Source organism: Natrinema sp. 1APR25-10V2 (assembly GCF_031626495.1).
Lineage (GTDB): Archaea > Halobacteriota > Halobacteria > Halobacteriales > Natrialbaceae > Natrinema.
Genome location: NZ_JAMQOJ010000004.1, coordinates 167790 through 183148, shown reverse-complemented (window position 1 = coordinate 183148; position 15359 = coordinate 167790). Strand labels below are relative to the sequence as shown.

General features: G+C 65.2%; 15 protein-coding genes and 1 tRNA gene. 9 read left to right on the top strand and 7 right to left on the bottom strand.

Going from position 1 to position 15359, the window contains the following annotated elements:
* Positions 1–29: 29 nt before the first annotated feature.
* Positions 30–638: an NAD(P)/FAD-dependent oxidoreductase gene (locus NDO75_RS13910; protein WP_310907058.1), complete on the bottom strand. Its 609-nt coding sequence runs from the start codon at positions 636–638 to the stop codon at positions 30–32.
* 346 nt (positions 639–984) lie between these two features.
* Here NDO75_RS13910 and NDO75_RS13905 point away from each other — a divergent pair, with 346 nt between their 5' ends.
* Complete coding sequence (locus tag NDO75_RS13905) at positions 985–2130, top strand: glutamate--cysteine ligase (protein ID WP_310907056.1); 1146 nt, start codon at positions 985–987, stop codon at positions 2128–2130.
* Here NDO75_RS13905 and NDO75_RS13900 read toward each other — a convergent pair.
* Together NDO75_RS13900 and NDO75_RS13895 are read right to left on the bottom strand one after the other, a co-directional pair.
* Positions 2093–2758: a YIP1 family protein gene (locus tag NDO75_RS13900; RefSeq protein ID WP_310907055.1), complete on the bottom strand. Its 666-nt coding sequence runs from the start codon at positions 2756–2758 to the stop codon at positions 2093–2095. The two genes, NDO75_RS13905 and NDO75_RS13900, sit on opposite strands and share 38 nt — an antisense overlap.
* A 73-nt stretch (positions 2759–2831) precedes the next feature.
* Complete coding sequence (locus NDO75_RS13895; protein WP_310907054.1) at positions 2832–4019, bottom strand: C45 family peptidase; 1188 nt, start codon at positions 4017–4019, stop codon at positions 2832–2834.
* Between the two features lie 1006 nt (positions 4020–5025).
* On the opposite strand from NDO75_RS13895, the gene NDO75_RS13890 reads away from it, so the two are divergent.
* Positions 5026–5436, top strand: a complete 411-nt coding sequence (locus NDO75_RS13890) for a type IV pilin N-terminal domain-containing protein (protein ID WP_310907053.1) — start codon at positions 5026–5028, stop codon at positions 5434–5436.
* 13 nt (positions 5437–5449) lie between these two features.
* Entirely contained in the window at positions 5450–5857 is a 408-nt protein-coding gene (locus tag NDO75_RS13885) for a type IV pilin N-terminal domain-containing protein (RefSeq protein ID WP_310907052.1), read from the top strand.
* Positions 5858–6123: 266 nt separating this feature from the next.
* Here the strand turns inward: NDO75_RS13885 and NDO75_RS13880 are convergent.
* Both NDO75_RS13880 and NDO75_RS13875 read right to left on the bottom strand, forming a co-directional pair.
* Positions 6124–6198, bottom strand: a tRNA-Arg gene (locus NDO75_RS13880).
* A 172-nt stretch (positions 6199–6370) separates the two neighbouring features.
* Positions 6371–6709: a hypothetical protein gene (locus NDO75_RS13875; protein ID WP_310907051.1), complete on the bottom strand. Its 339-nt coding sequence runs from the start codon at positions 6707–6709 to the stop codon at positions 6371–6373.
* A gap of 413 nt (positions 6710–7122) precedes the next feature.
* On the opposite strand from NDO75_RS13875, the gene NDO75_RS13870 reads away from it, so the two are divergent.
* The 3 genes from NDO75_RS13870 to NDO75_RS13860 all read left to right on the top strand — a co-directional run bounded on the left by NDO75_RS13870 (position 7123) and on the right by NDO75_RS13860 (position 9195).
* Positions 7123–7707 carry an AAA family ATPase gene (locus tag NDO75_RS13870; RefSeq protein WP_310907049.1) on the top strand — a complete coding sequence of 195 codons (585 nt, stop codon included), beginning with the start codon at positions 7123–7125 and terminating at the stop codon, positions 7705–7707.
* On the top strand, positions 7704–8117 hold the full coding sequence (locus tag NDO75_RS13865) for an RNA-binding domain-containing protein (RefSeq protein WP_310907048.1): 414 nt from the start codon (positions 7704–7706) through the stop codon (positions 8115–8117). The genes NDO75_RS13870 and NDO75_RS13865 overlap by 4 nt, the downstream gene beginning before the upstream one ends.
* 142 nt (positions 8118–8259) lie before the next feature.
* Complete coding sequence (locus NDO75_RS13860) at positions 8260–9195, top strand: CBS domain-containing protein (protein WP_310907047.1); 936 nt, start codon at positions 8260–8262, stop codon at positions 9193–9195.
* Between the two features lies 1 nt (position 9196).
* Here the strand turns inward: NDO75_RS13860 and NDO75_RS13855 are convergent, their stop codons facing one another.
* The gene (locus NDO75_RS13855) at positions 9197–10192 is read right to left on the bottom strand and encodes a hypothetical protein (RefSeq protein ID WP_310907045.1); all 996 of its coding nucleotides are present in this window, start codon (positions 10190–10192) and stop codon (positions 9197–9199) included.
* Positions 10193–10316: 124 nt separating this feature from the next.
* Entirely contained in the window at positions 10317–11708 is a 1392-nt protein-coding gene (locus NDO75_RS13850; protein ID WP_310907044.1) for a signal recognition particle protein Srp54, read from the bottom strand.
* Positions 11709–11896: 188 nt separating this feature from the next.
* Here NDO75_RS13850 and NDO75_RS13845 point away from each other — a divergent pair, with 188 nt between their 5' ends.
* The 3 genes from NDO75_RS13845 (at position 11897) to NDO75_RS13835 (ending at position 15350) form a co-directional block, all read left to right on the top strand.
* Complete coding sequence (locus NDO75_RS13845) at positions 11897–12118, top strand: hypothetical protein (RefSeq protein WP_310907042.1); 222 nt, start codon at positions 11897–11899, stop codon at positions 12116–12118.
* A 99-nt stretch (positions 12119–12217) separates the two neighbouring features.
* Positions 12218–13738, top strand: coding sequence for a dihydrolipoyl dehydrogenase (locus tag NDO75_RS13840; RefSeq protein ID WP_310907041.1), 1521 nt, complete (start codon positions 12218–12220; stop codon positions 13736–13738).
* Between the two features lie 31 nt (positions 13739–13769).
* Positions 13770–15350 carry an ATP-binding protein gene (locus NDO75_RS13835; protein ID WP_310907040.1) on the top strand — a complete coding sequence of 527 codons (1581 nt, stop codon included), beginning with the start codon at positions 13770–13772 and terminating at the stop codon, positions 15348–15350.
* Positions 15351–15359: the final 9 nt, after the last annotated feature.

Here is a 15359-nt window from a genome sequence, read left to right as displayed (position 1 = left end):
GATTCGATCGGTCGTGGTCGTCGCCGCGACTACTCCGCGAGGTGCTCCCCGAAGACGCGCTCGGCGTCCGCGGGAACGTCGAAGTCGTGGAAGTGTTCGCCTTTTACGCTCGAAAGGATGTTGAGTGCTGCGGCGGCCCCGTCGCCGACGGCGATGGCGGCCTGCCACTCCTCGGCGCGAACCATCGCGCCGGTCGCGTAGGCGCCGTCGACGCTCGTCTCCATCGAGACGCCGACCTCGACGGGTCCTTCCTCGGTCAGCTCGCAGCCCAGTTCCTCGGCGAGGTCGCGGTTCGCGCCCGTCGCGAGCACGACGTAGTCGGCCTCGTAGCTGCCCTCGTCGGTTTCGACTGCGAAGCCGTCGCCGGACTCGTCGACTGCGGTCACTTCCTCGTCCTGCCGGCGGTCGGCACCGAAGTCGTCGACCTGCTGGCGGGCCGTCGTCATGAACTCGCTGCCGCCGACCGAACCGATCCCGAGGTAGTTGAACAGGTGCGCTTTGTGCATCCACGTCCCGTCGCTGTCGAAGACCGTCGTCTCGAGGCCGTTCTTCGCGGTGAACAGCGCCGCACTCAGTCCGGCGGGGCCGCCGCCGACAACGATTACGCTCGCATCGTCCGCAGTCGTTTCGTCGCTCATGTAGTTACACTATGTTACCGCAGAGATATCAATCTAGCAGCAACCCCGAAGCAACCACGTAACACTGGTGTCAGTGGCCTGGAGACCGCCAGTGGAACCGGATCAGAAAACGGCGACGTTCGGGGAACGCGGCCCGCTCACACTGTAACTGGCTGTCACGGCCTGCGCGCGCAGGCTCAACCCCTTCGCGTAAGTCGAGCCTACGACCGTATCCACAGGAGAACGATCGGTGGACGGCGCGGTGGCGATTACCCGATCGGCGTTCAATCGCCGACCTCCGTTCGCCAGTCACGGCCCGGTGACGGCTTGCTCGAGGGCCATTCACTACGCTCCGACAGACTCATCCATGAACACCAGCCTCGAGGTGGAGTACTGGGTCGTCGATACGGACGGCGATCTGGTCGCACCCGATACACTGCTCGACGTTTCGGATCAGGTCGATCCGGAGTTCGTCGAGCCGATGCTCGAGATCAAGACAACCCCCTGCGAATCGATGATCGAGCTCCGCGAGGAGCTCCGCGGCCGGATCGGCCGCGTCGTCGACGCGGCACGCGAGCGAGACAAGCGGCTCGTCCCGCTCGCAACGCCGCTGTACGCCTCCCCCGACGAGATCCCCTACCGCGAGAAAGAGAGCACCGACCTCCAGCGCCGGATCGTCGGACCGGCCTTCGACGACGCCCGCGTCTGTGCCGGAACGCACGTCCACTTCGAGCAGTCGAACGTCGCCGCCCAGCTCAACGCCCTGACCGCGATCGACCCGGCCTTCTCGCTGGTCAACAGCTCGTCGCACTACCACGGCGAACGCATCCTCGAGTGCGCCCGCCCGTTCCTCTACCGACGCTCGTGTTACGAGGCCTGTCCCGAACAGGGACAGCTCCAACCATACGTCGACAGCGTCGCCGAGTGGGAGCGGCGGCTCGAGGACGCCTATCGGTCGTTTCGCGAACGCGCGATAGAGCGCGGCGTCGACCCGGAGACGTTCGACGACGAGTTTGAGCCCTACGACGCGGTCTGGAACCCGGTCCGACTGCGAAAAGCGATGCCGACGGTTGAGTGGCGCTCGCCCGACGCGGCGCTGCCGAGTCAGGTACTCCGACTCGCAGCGGAGGTACGTTCGGTCGTCACTCGCGCGGACACCCGCGGGACGGTCGTCGACGATTCCGGCAGCCCCACGGAGTCGGACGCGATCATCGATTCGAACGCGGCTGGCGAACCGGTCCACCTCCCCGCCTTCGACGCCGTCGAGTCGATCACCGACGCGGCCATCCGCGACGGTCTCGACGACTCGGAAGTCCGCCGCTATCTGCGCGGGCTCGGGTTCACGCCCTCGGCGTACGACCCGCTCGCCGACCGCGCGACCGACTCGCGGATCACCGGCCGTCGCGCGAAGCGGCTCCGACTCCGTGCCGCCGACCGACTCGAGGCCGACCTCGAGCACGCCGCGTCTGACGGATCTAGATCGGCCCGAGGGCGAGTACCGTCGGAACGATGACGACGGCGATTCCCTGACGGAGCGTCAGCCCGCGGGCGACCGCGAGGGCGTGAGCCCAGAGGTAGCCCGACCAGAGCGTACAGCCGACGCCGACGGCGGCCACCGCGGCGAACAGCGGATCGAACGAGGGCGGGAACGCGTAGATTCGAGCGGGCACCGTCACGCCGAGTCTCCAGATCTCCGTCGGGTTCGCCGGGAAGGCGACCGCGAGGACGGCGACCGCGACGACGTTCGCGACCAGTTGCGGCGCGAACCCCCAGGCGACGAGCGCGGCGGTGTTGCCGAATCCACGTTCGTCCGCGACCGGCCACGAGAGCAGGTAAAACAGCGCCGTAAACGCGAGCCAGACCAGCATCGGTCCGACGAGCAGCACCGCGAGAAGGACGCCGACGACGCCGGGCAGGGAGACGCCCCAGTCGGCGGTGGCGTATCGGATCGGCGGAAACGCGTCGAAGACCGCCTCGTCGGGGATCATCGGGGACCGGAGTAGCGAGAGGACCGGCCCGAACACCCCGAGACAGGTGAACGCGACAGCCGCGAGCACGCCGGCCGACGCCGCTGCAGACGGCGACGCGGTCTCGAAAAACGCCGCGGGATCGGCGACGAGGAGCCACAGTCGACTACGCATACCTGTCGGCTCGTCGTGCCAACCACTCAACGGTTCCGACTCGAGGGGCCGGCCGCGGCGGGACGATCGGTGGCTACCGAACCGGCGAGCCGTCGCGGTCCGATCGACGCCGCTCGAGCCACTGCCCGCCCGTCCGAAGGGGGCTCGGTATCTCGTCGCCGAACGACCACCGCGCCGCCTCGGTCCCGCAGGGGTTGCCCATCGCGAACTCGACCGTCGGCGAACCGCCCTCGAACACCGCCGCGCTCGCGGTCGTCAACTGACCGAAGGCGTGTTCGTCGGTCTCCGGTTCGGGATGCCGACAGATCGAGTCGTTTCCGGGTCCGTGTGCGTGATCCCGCGCGATCCGCCAGAGGTACTCGCGGTCGATCTCGTCACCCACGTCTGCGAGCAGTTCCGCTGCCCGCTTCCGCCGGCATCGCGAACTCTCCGTCGCGTCCGAACGCGACAGCACGAAGTGGTTCGTTCGGACGACGCCGCCGTCGTCGTCGACCGCGATACGTTCTTCGAGGGGGTTCACCTCGAGCAACGCGGCCTCGTCTCCGTCGGCCAGAAACAGCGTCTGCGCCATCAACTGCCGCGTCGGGATCGACGCGAGCAGTTCGCGAGCCTCGTCGACGGTGGCGCACTCCTCGAGCACCCGCCGGACGACGGTGCCGTTCCGGTACTGCGCTTCGGGCTCGACGTCGTCCCTGTTGGCGTCGATGTAGGTGTTGGCCGCGACCAGCCCCTGATCGTTGACTCCCTTGTAGCACATGATCGTCCCGCAGGTGTCGACCGTGAGAAAGCCGTGATAGTCGTCGATCGACGGCTGCTCGATGATCGATTTGGGCCGGACGCCCCGTCCCGCGATGTCGCGGTTCTTGAGCACGAGCGGTCCCTCGCGGGCGGTCCGGGGCGGTGAGACGAGCGCGTTCGTACACCCGCGCGAGGGATCGGCCGCCGGCTCGTCGGCCAGTTCGTCACAGAGGTCGCTGTACGCGAACGCGTACGCTTCGTACACGTCGGGGTCGACGTCGAACGTCTCGGCCATCGCCTCGTAGGCTCGCACGTGCCGGTCCGGCATGCTCTCGCGACTCCGGCGCGAGTACTCGAGCAGCGGCTCGAGATCGACGCTCTCGGCGGCGATCAGCGACTCGAGTTCGCCGACGGCCCACTCGACGGCCGCACGCTCGGTCTCCGCTCGTCGACGCGCCTGGTCGGCGAACGTATCCGGTACCGACGGCGCGTCGGGTCCGGTGTAGGTGCTCGTCTCGTCCATGATCGGGCCGAATGGTCGGCGACGGTTGTATCGTCGGCCTGAAAGGGTAGCCCGCAACGGCGGCTGCCGCTTTACGTCCGGGCGAGCGACGACTCGAGAGCCGTACCGGCCGCTATCGAACGAGTGGGGTGTCAGGAAAGGGTGTACACAGTCGGCAGCGGGGATGGCGATCGTCGTGCGTGCGTGGCGATGATCGGTGCGTCCCCCGATCCCCTGTGATGCCATTGATCGGCTCTGCCGACGGTCTATATACCGTTAGTGGCCGACATTAGTGTATCGGAACTGATCAGACACCGATTACTTTCGGCTGCCGTCGGATCCGGTAACCGGGTCAGGCGAGCAGGAGCACGACCGGCTACTCCCACACCGACCTGACAACCGTTCATGCCTCAGTTCGAGCCGGCGATTTCACAGACGCATGAACCGATTCGTATTGAGATGTCAGCCACTGAGTAATGAAAGGGATCGGACTGTCGTCCAGCGAGATCGACTCGCGACTGACTGGTCTTCTGGTGCGACTGATACAGTCACCACGCTACCAGTTCATCGCGATCGACTCCGCTATTCGTATTCGCATAGAGATGTTCTTCGACCGATGGTCAGGTATCTACACCTGTTATCGGGTAGGTACGCGCGAGATTTCGTTCGCTCACGAGCATATTGTCGATTAGCATGAGAAAGACTTCGCCTGAACTGTAAAATCCATATCGCTTCGCGAAGCAACAAGAAAACCGCAAGACTGCACCGTTTCAAGCGGTTGCTGGAACCGGGATAGCACCCGCTGATTATCAGGTATGAAAGCGCTATCAATATTCGTGACTCTAACCTTCCCTTAAGTATATATGGGAGGGGTTCACTCGTTGCTGGTAACGCCGGACGATGACGGCTCGAGAAAGCGGGGAGGCAAGGTTGGTTCCAATCCCCCGATCCGCAGGCCTCGGTTCACCGAGGCTGTAAATAAGCTTTCTCACCGTTCACGCCCGGTGTCGATGAACAAGAGCCAAATATGGACTTGAAAAACTACAGCAAGAAATTGGTTGGTACAGATGATGAACGCGCAGTGTCACCCGTTATTGGCGTGATACTGATGGTTGCGATTACCGTCATTCTCGCGGCTGTCATTGCTGCGTTCGTCCTTGACATGGGGCAAGGTCAGAGTGCGAATGCCCAGGCCGGGATTCAGTTTGATCAAGGATCAAATAGTGTGGATGTCACAGTTAACTCAGTGGAACGTGCCGATTCGCTGGACATTCAGCAGGCAGGCTGTCAGCAAGGCACCAGCGATAATGTCACTGCCCTTGGTACCAGTGCTGGTGCTACAAAAACCGTCCACTGTAATGAGTCAGGGACGATCCAGGTGATCGGGACGTACGACGGTAGTGAGAACGTCATTACGACCTACGATTACGAACCATAATCATAATACCAAAATGGATTTAAAAGACTACAGCAGCAAGCTGGTAGGTACCGAAGAAGAGAGAGCCGTATCGCCCGTGATCGGCGTAATCCTCATGGTTGCAATTACGGTTATTCTTGCGGCCGTGATTGCAGCGTTCGTCCTTGACATGGGTCAGGGTCAGAGCGCGAACGCACAGGCCGGACTTCAGTTTAGTGAGAATACATCAAGTGATAATGTCACTATTACAGTGAACTCTGTAGAACGGGCTGATAGTCTTAGTATTAACGCCAGTGATTGCGGCGCATCTACCGACCCCTCCTTAGCTGCTAATGCAGGGGCTACGGCAGAGGTGAATTGTACCGGTGCAGGAACGATCCAAGTGATTGGAACGTACGACGGGAGTGATAACGTCATCACTTCCTACGAATACGACGGATAAGCAGTCCAACATTCGTTTTTCGCGGTTCAATCTCACTGTGACGAGATTACTCTAGTCCTCTACAACACAGCCATCGGGGATAATTTTCCCAATCGCGTTCTCGCAGGCTGATCGAAGTATTATGGCGCAGCATCACATCGTATCATCCGGAATCGCCAGACAGAATTGAGCCCCGTCTAGCGCAATGACGAACACGATTCACAAACGGCGTGAAATAAACCCCGACCCCCACGTTGTCTATCGAATCTGACCGTCCTGTGGAAGAACGGGCACGATGGGATTTGAACCCACGACCGTCGGATTAGAAGTCCGACGCTCTTTCCGGACTGAGCTACGTGCCCTCGAGTCCGAATCCACGACGGAACGGCATAAGCGGTGTGGATTTCGGGCCACAGCCCGCTCCACTCACTAGTACAGAACGCAGAGCGTCGCGAGACAGTGTACCCGATACCGACCGGCCGCGGAGAAAAGAGAAGCGTCCCTGAACGGCGTGAGCGGTGATCGTGACCGGCGTCAGAACTCGACCTCCGAATCGTCGCCGCTCTCGTTGTCGGTGCCCGACTCGTTGGTGGTCGGATCGGTCGTGGTTTCGTTCGTCTCGTTGGTGGACTCGTTGCCCATGCCACCGGTGTCGGACTCGTTGCCCATGCCACCGGTGTCGGACTCGTTGCTCCCGGAGTCGTCGGACTCGAGACCGTCGGTGCCGCCGGTATCGCCGCTCGAGTCGTCCGAACCGTCGCTCGAGGAGTCGTCTTCGGAGCCGCCACCGCCCGAACAGCCCGCCACTGCGGCGATCAGTCCGGTGCTAAGTCCGGCCGTGAGTCGACGCCTGGTGATTCGTTTGTCTGTCATAGTGCGGCACTCGAGCCCGCAACGGACTGGCATATAACGGCGAGAGTCCGTTTCGCGTATCAGTCAGGATTTGAGTCACTCGTTTCGAATTCGAACGTTTGAGGTTGGCGAGAGCGACCAGATCGATGCTTTTGGCCACGAGGAGGGAGGAATAGCACACCCATAAGCGGACTCGTCTGACCCAGGCGAATCGCGCTGATCTCGTCCGCAGAGAGACGATTACACCGATGCCGTCGCGAACGGGCTCCATCGTCGGGACTGCAACGGCGCAAAGACTGCCCTAAAACCGTTGTACAGGAACGGGAGTGACGACTCGAGGGGGTGGAGAGCGGCGATCGAAGCCGACGCGGCGGAGGCGCTGGACGACTGGCGAACAACAGCGCTTATGCACGTCTCGCCGGTACGTTCCCTCGATGCACGTCATCGGAACGGTGGGACTCCCCGGGAGCGGCAAGGGCGAGGCCGCCACCGTCGCACGCGAGGACGGGATCCCGGTGGTGACGATGGGCGACGTCGTCCGCCAGGAGACGGCCGATCGCGGCCTCGATCCCGCGAAGGATCACGGCACGGTCGCGCAGGCGCTGCGCGAGGAGAACGGCCCGGCGGCGATCGCCCAGCGGTCGCTGCCGATGATCGAGGATCGACTCGAGAACCACGAGACGGTGCTGGTCGACGGCCTCCGCTCGGACGTAGAGGTCGACGTCTTCGAGGAGGAGTTCGGCGACGCGTTTACGCTGGTCAGCATCGAGGCCCCCTTCGAGCTCCGCGCCGAGCGGATCGATGACCGCGGCCGAGACGCGAGCGAGGAAGACGGCGGCGAGGGGCTGGCCGCCCGCGACGAGCGCGAGCGCGGCTTCGGGATGGACGACGCGATGGAGCGGGCCGACGTGGTCGTCGAGAACACCGACTCGCTCGAGGCGTTCCGCGAGCGGATTCGGTCGATCATCCGGGAGGGAATCGACGACGGGAAACCCGCGGATCCGGAACTGGAACCATGAGCGAGGTTTACCGCGTCGACGTCGAGATCACGGCACCGGTCTACGACACGGAGGTCACGAGCCGCGTGATCGACGCCGTAGCGAACATTTTCCCCACCGCCGACATAGCGGAGGAGTTCGGCGAGGTGAGAGGCGAGGCCCACGCGCTCGATCACTTCTCGGATCTGCTCCACCGTCAGGAAATCCTCGACACCGCCCGTGGGGAGTTCTTCGCGAACCGCGAGGGTGACACCTTCTCCTTCGCGCTGAAAAAGCAGGCCGCCTTCGAGGATCGCGTGAACTTCTCGGTGGGCGAGCCCGACGAACTCGGCGAAATCTCGGTCCGCGTGCGGGTCGACGAGCCGACTCTCGAGGAGTACGTCGACCACATCGCGCCGCCGACCGAGGACGGCCGGCCGGTCGACGCCTGACACGGCGTCTGGTCCCGCATCGCCGCCTCTTCTCGTGGCCCGTGTCATTTGCCGGCTGTTCAGATCGGTCTGAAAGGGGACCGATACCGAACGTCGAACCTGACCCCAACGATTGTAGGCCTCGGTGGCGTACGGATATCAAATGCGCGACACGATACCCGTCACTGAGATCATGGTCGAGGACGTCGCCACCGCTGCACCGGACGCCACCGCAACCGAGGCGGCGACGCTGATGCGCGGCGAGGGCGTGAGTTCGGTGGTCGTCGTCCGAGACGGCGAACCCGTCGGCATCGTCACCGAGGGCGACTTCGCAACCGAACTCTGCGAGCGGGGGGACCTCGGCCACCTCGAGCTATCGGGGGTCATGTCGACTCCGTTGACGAGTATCGCGCCGACCGCCTCGATCGTCGACGCCGTCGAACTGTTGCGGTCGTCCGAAATCGAACACCTGCCCGTGGTCGAGGACGGCGACGATCACGGCACGCTCGCGGGCATCCTCACGACGACGGAGCTCTCATACTACGTGCCCCATCTCGCCCACAGACCGGATCACCACGAGGCCGAACCAGCGCGTCGGCGGGTTCGGTCCGACACGCTGTACGAGCGCGACGACTGGGAGTTCGAGTACCGCAGTGCGGACGAATCGACGGTCTCAGTGGGCGAAACCGCCCGATTCTCGAAGACGCTCTCCGAGGACGACGTCGAGGCCTTCGCGGAGGTGACCGGCGACACCAACCGGGTTCACCTCGACGCGGGCTACGCCGCCGAAACGCGGTTCGGCGAGCGGATCGTTCACGGCGTCCTCGCGAACGGACTCGTCAGCGCCGCGCTCGCCAGACTGCCGGGGCTGACGATCTACCTGTCCCAGGAGAGCAGTTTCCGCGCCCCGCTGTCGATCGACGAGCGCGCTACCGCCGTTTGCGAGGTCGTCGAGGACCTCGGCCGGGCGAAGTACCGGATCGAGACGACCGTGCTAGACGGCGACGACACTCCGGTCCTCGAGGGGGACGCGGTCGTCCTCGTCGACGAACTCCCGCCGACGGCGGCTCGCGAGCGCGACGCGACGGCGGTGCAGTAGGTCAGTTCGCACAGCTATTGACGTCGTCGAGGGCGTCTTCGCCGTCGTTTTTCCGACTTCTGGCGGTGACCGCGTCGCCGTCGGCTGCGGCCCCCGCGGCGTCGGCGAACGCCCCCGCTGCCGTCGTCAGATGTGTGGTCTGGCACGCCGCCGTCTCGAAGTACTGGACGAGTCCCTCGGGGGCCGACCCGGTCCCGTTCTCGAGATTCGTCTGTGCATCCGCAAACGTCGACTCGGCGGTGGCGAACTCGCTCTGGGCCGCCGCGTACTCACCGTTCTCGAACTTCGTCCGCCCTGCCTCGAGCGCGCCGTAGCCCGACTCGGTGTCGAGCGTCGAGTCGTAGGCCGCCGCGAGCGTCTCGAGCGAACCGACGGCGGTGCCGAGGGCGCTCACCCCCTCCTCGAGATCCGCGAGATCGACCCCGGTCAGGTCGCTGAGTCGGTCCCCGTCGATGTCTCCGATCGTCGTCTCCGCCTGCTCGAACCGCTCGTGGGCCGACGAGATCTCGGCATACCGGTCGTCGACCGTCTCGTTCGCCGTCTCGAGGTCGCCCTGTTCCTCGATCGCCGTCGTGACGGTGTCGATGTCGTCGGCGATCGTCTCGTCGGTGACGGTAGCGGTCACCGCGACCAGCCCCTCGAGAGCGTCGGCGTACGACCGGAGCGTCTCGATATCCGCCTGCCGGTCCTCGCCCAGTTCGGACTCGGCGGTCTCGAGATGGTCGCGCGCCTCCGAAATCTTGGTCCGCGGCTCCGAGGGGTCGAACTCGACGTTTTCGGGGTCCTCGAGCGAGAGTTCGTTCAGCGACTGGGCGGCCTCGTTCAGTTTGCCGGCGGCGCGGTCGAGCGCGCGAACGCCGGCGCGACTACCGACGTCGGCGTCGCCGTTGCCGCCGTCCGATCCGGTGAGGTCGCCGAGACAACCGGCACCGGCCGCGAGAAGAGCGGTCGTTGCGCCGGCCGCGCCGGCGCGAGTCAGATACTGTCGACGGTTCATTGTTACTCGAGAGTTCGTCTAGAGATCCATTAACGTAGCGGCAGCGCGAATGTCAGTCGAATCGGTGACGACCGCGTGAAATAGCGCGAGAGAATCGAAGAGCGTGGGCGGACGGGCGAGGGAGTTACCCGAACGGACCCATCCCGCCCATGCCACCGCCGCCACCGCCGCCCTGTTGCATCTGCTTCATCATGCGCTGCATCTCCTGGTCGGAGCCCATGCCCTGGAACTGCTTGATGGTGCGTTCCATCATCTTGTACTGCTGGAGCAGTTCCCGGACCTCTTCCTCGCTCGTGCCGGAGCCGCGAGCGATGCGCTCGATCTGGCTCGCGCCGATGGCCTTCGGGTACTCCTTTTCGGCGTCGGTCATCGAGTCCATGATCACGCTGAAGGTGCGCATCCGCTCCTGCGTGACGTCCATCGCGTCGTCGGGGAGCTGGTCCTTGATCCCGCCGCCGAAGCCGGGGATCATGTCCATCACCTGGTCGAGCGGCCCCATGTTGTTCATCGCCTCCATCTGCTTTTGCATGTCGTTCAGGGTGAACTGGCCCTGTAGCATGTCCTCCGGATCCCAGTCCTCCTCCTCGATGTCGGTCTGCTGCATGGCGCGCTCGACGCGCTCGGCGAGCTGCGAGAGGTCGCCCATGCCGAGCAGCCGCGAGATGAAACCGTCTGGCTCGAAGCGCTCGATGTCCTGGACCTCCTCGCCGGTCCCGAGGAAGGCGATCGAGGAGTCGGTCTGGTCGACTGCGGTCAGCGCACCGCCACCCTTCGCGGTCCCGTCTAACTTCGTGATGACGACGCCGTCGATCCCGATCGACTCGTCGAACTGCTGGGCCTGATCTTTCGCCCCCTGCCCGATCGCGGCGTCGAGCACGAGCAGCGACGTGTCGGGGTCGACTACGTCCTCGATCTGCTCGATTTCGTCGATCAGGTCGTCCTCGAGCGCGTGGCGACCGGCCGTGTCCACGATGTGCACGTCGGCCTCGCTGGTCTCCTCGAGGCCCTTGCGGGCGATCTCGACGGGGTCGTCGTTGTCCGGGTTCCCGTAGAAATCGACCTCCGCGCGCTCGGCCATCTCTTCGGCTTGCTGGTAGGCACCGGGCCGGAAGGTGTCGGTCTGGATGACCGCCGGGCGAAGCCCCTTCGTCGAGAACCACCAGGCCATCTTCGCGGCGGAGGTCGTCTTCCCGGACCCCTGCAGCCCGGCGAGCAGGATGGTCTGTTCCTCGAGGGGCAGCTCGGTCGAGTCGCCGATGAGATCGACCAGTTCCTCGTAGACGATGCGGAGGACGAAGTCCCGCGCGGGGGTGCCGGCGGGTGGTTCCTCTTCGAGTGCGCGTTCCTTGATGTTGTCCGAGAGCTCCATCACGAGCGAGACGTCGACGTCGGCGGAGAGCAAGGAGCGCTGGATCTCCTTGACGATCTCCTCGACGTCTTCCTCGCTGAGCCGCGACTTCCCGCGGAGCTTGTCGAGGGTGCCCCGCAGAGAACTCCCGAGATCGTCGAGTACCATTTGCACCGTCTACGGGGCGATGGCGTTAAAGGCTTTTTCTACGTTCGACACGCGAATGCCGGTTCGATCGCTCGACGCACCGCCGGCGTCCCGACTCGGGCGATCGATCGCACGACCTCGGCCGACGACGCGACGGCCCCTCGAGCGGCGTCGGTGGGTATTTCCCTCGACCGCGACAACCCTCGCGTATGAGTTCGGACGCAGACGTCGACCCCTCGGAGTACGAGGCCCTCGAGGACGCGAACGTGACGATGCGACAGAACGAGCACGGGCTCCACATCGCCGACGACGAGGTGACCGGCGTCTCGAGTCAGGGACAGACGCCCGAAGAGGCGCTGGCGAACCTCGCGGCGGCGGTCGAGTCCTATAGGGAAGCGACGGACGACGATCCGGGCGACGACTGGCTCTGAGGGGCAGCCGCGGCGGCGATTTCGGCGGACGGGGAACGAGCCGTTTCGGTGCGAATAGCAGGCTCCAATTTTACGCGGTCGTCCGTGGTCGAGACCGGTATGGACGAGTACGACATCGTCGTCGTCGGCGGCGGATCGGGAAGCCAGGTCGCCACCGCGGCGGCCCGACAGGGGCTCGTGGCGGCCGTGATCGAACCGGGCCCGCTCGGCGGAGCCTGCGTGACGCGGGGCTGTGTCCCCTCGAAGGCGCTCATCCACCGGGCGGATATCGTCCACGAACTGCGACGGGCCGACGAGTTCGGCGTCCGCGCCGAGCTGGCCGCGGTCGACTACGACGAGATCACGTCGTCGATTCACGACACGGTCTTCGAGAAGGCGGACAATCAGGCCTCGAGCTTCCGAGACAGCGAGAACGTCACCCTCTACCGCGGCGAAGGGCGGTTCGTCGATGACCGCACGCTCGCGGTCGAGCCGGCCGGAGACGGTGCGGACGGTGGGACAGCGGACAGCGGAGACGGCGGCCGGGTACGCGGCGACACCGTCGTCATCGCCGTCGGGAGCCGGCCGATGATCCCGCCGATCGACGGCCTCGAGGACGTCGACTTCCTCACGAGCGACGACGCCCTCTTCCTCGACGACCGGCCCGACGAACTCGTCGTCGTCGGCGGGGGCTACATCGGTACCGAACTGGGCTACTTCTTCGGCGCGCTCGGTACCACTGTCTCGATCGTCGGCCGCAGCGACCTGCTCGTCCCCCGGGAAGACGCCGACGTGAGCGCCGCCGTTACCGAGTCGCTCGAGGCCTACTGCGACATCTACACCGGCTACGAAGCGGCGTCGGTCGACCGAAGCGAGTCCGGCGGCGTCACCGTAATCGCCGACCCTGCGGACGACGAAAGCGACGCCGACGCAGTCGAGTTCGCCGGTGACGACCTCCTGCTGGCGACCGGTCGCCGACCCAACACCGACACGCTCGACCTCGAGAAAACCGGCGTCGAAACGGACGACGACGGGTACGTCGAGACCGACGATCGGCTCGAGACGACCGCGGACGGGGTCTGGGCGCTCGGCGATGTGCTCGGCACACAGCCGTTCAAGCACGCGGCCGACTACGAGTCCGAAGTCGTCGCCGCGAACGTGCTGGAGGACAGCGAGGCGCCACGCGCCTCGGACAGTCGAGCGGCAGCGCCGCGAGACGACGCGGGGCGAGAAGTCGACTACCGGACCATGCCCCACGCGATCTTCACCAGCCCGCGGGTCGCGAGCGTCGGACAGACGGAAGCGGAACTCGAGGACGAGGGCCGCGAGTACGAGACTGTGACCGAGCCCTACGGGGCCGCGCCGCTGGGGATGATCCTCGAGGCCGACGATGGCTTCGTGAAGGCGATCGCCGCGCCGGACGGCGAGATTCTGGGCTGTCACATCGTCGGCCCGCAGGCCGCAACGTTGCTCCACGAGGTCGTCGTCGCGATGGACAGCGCCGACGGGACCGTCGACGACGTCGCGGGGCCGGTCCACGTTCATCCGGCGTTGAACGAGGTCGTTTATTCGGCGTTCGACGACCTCTCCGACGCGACGTACTCGACGGCGCCGGACTGGCGGGACGTGAGCGACGGGTAGCTTATCAGCTTCAAGCCCGTGACCGTAGCAAATGGCCGAGCGACCGGACTCGCCCGGGCCGCAGGACGGTGACGCCGCGAGAGCGGTCTACGGGCGCATCACCGACGCCGTTTTCGCAGTCGACGAGGAGTGGCGGCTGACGTTCTGCAACGAACGGACCGAGCGGTTGCTCGAGCGGCCCGAGGCGGAGGTGCTCGGGACGGTCGTCTGGGAGGCCGTGCCCGACGCGATCGGCTCAGCGCGCCGCGACGAGTACGAGCGAGCGATGCGGACGCAGGAACCGGCCTCGTTCGAGGTCGTTGCCGAGTCGCTCGCCGCCCGCCTCGACGGTCGTGCGTATCCCTCCGAAACGGGACTGACGGTCTCGATACGTGTCGACACCGAGCGCACGCGCCGGACGGCACAGTTCCGAGACCGCGAACGAGCGCTGCAGGACGCCTACGAAGTGATCGCGGATCCCGACCGGCCGTTCGCCGATCAGATCGAGGCGCTGCTGAGCGTCGTCCGAGACACGATCGGCACGGACTACGCGACGTTGTCCTGCGTCCACGAAGACGCGGACGAGTACATCTTCGAGGCCGTCGACGCGCCCGTCGACGCCGACCTCGCGGCGGGCGACACCACCGCGCTGTCCGCGACGAACTGCGAGCGCGTCGTCGACACCGAACGGACGCTGGTCCTCGAGGACGTCGATGCGGACGCGCCCGAACTCGCCGACCGAGCGGGGAACGCCGAGTGGGGGATTTCCTGCTATCTCGGCACGCCGGTCTCGGTCGGCGACGACGTGTACGGCACGTTCTGTTTCTACGACATGGAGGCGCGAGCCGAGGAGTTCTCCGACTGGGAGGTCACGTTCGTCGAACTACTCGGCAACTGGGTGAGCGCCGAACTCGAGCGCCAACAGTACGAACGCGAACTCGAGGCGTCGAACGAACGGCTCGAGCAGTTCGCGTACACCGTCTCCCACGATCTCAAAGAACCGCTGCGGATGGTCACCAGTTACCTCTCGCTCGTCGAGGATCGCTACGAGGACGACCTCGATTCCGACGGCGAGGAGTTCATCGCGTACGCCGTCGACGGGGCCGAGCGCATGCGCGAGATGATCGACGGCCTCCTCGAGTACTCCCGGATCGAGACGCAGGGCGATCCCTTCGAGCCCGTCGATCTCGACGCCGTGCTCGAGGACGTCCGGCGGGATCTGCGGCTCAGACTCGACGAAACCGATGCGACCCTCTCGAGCGAGTCGTTGCCTCGCGTCGAGGGCGACCCGGACCAGCTCCGGCAGGTGTTCCAGAACCTGCTGTCGAACGCGCTCACGTACAGCGGCGACGAGCCCCCGAAGATCGACATCGGGGCGCAACGGGACGGCGCCAAGTGGATCGTCTCGGTCGCGGACGAGGGGATCGGCATCGATCCCGACGACGAAGAACGCATCTTCGACGTGTTCGAGCGACTCCACAGCCACGAGGAACACGCCGGAACCGGGATCGGCCTCGCGCTCTGTCGACGTATCGTCGAGCGCCACGACGGCGACATCTGGGTCGACACAGAGCCCGGTGAGGGCGCGACGTTTCGATTCACGCTCCCGGCCGTCGACGGGGACGAAGCCTGACGAACATCG